The sequence below is a fragment of the Faecalibacterium sp. DFI.5.82 genome, from assembly GCF_029076575.1.
GTDB lineage: Bacteria > Bacillota > Clostridia > Oscillospirales > Ruminococcaceae > Faecalibacterium > Faecalibacterium duncaniae.
Map to the genome: position 1 here is coordinate 1 of NZ_JARFIS010001033.1, position 291 is coordinate 291.

Here is a 291-nt window from a genome sequence, read left to right on the forward strand (position 1 = left end):
CTTCCGGCTGCCCATCATGCCCACATAGGCGGCGGGCTTTTGCAGAATGGAACGCAGGCAGGCAATATCACAGCTGTGGGCACGGGTCACGACCACAAAGTATATCTCCTGCCCGCCGGGGATCTGCGCAAGCCCCTCTGCAAAGGGCAGGCAGAGCACAGCATCGGCCCCGGCCTGACGCAGCTCCTCCGCAAACTCGGGGCGGTCCTAGCTTGCCCGCCGCGTAGGTATCCACAGGGGTGGTCATAATGGCAACGCCGGTCTCATCGGCAATGCGCTGGATGGTGCGGC

Annotated in this window: 1 pseudogene; it reads right to left on the reverse strand. The window is 63.9% G+C overall.

Annotated elements, in window-relative coordinates:
* Positions 1-189, reverse strand: a pseudogene (locus P0G09_RS20010) (XdhC family protein); the annotation flags it as partial.
* Positions 190-291 lie beyond the last annotated feature (102 nt).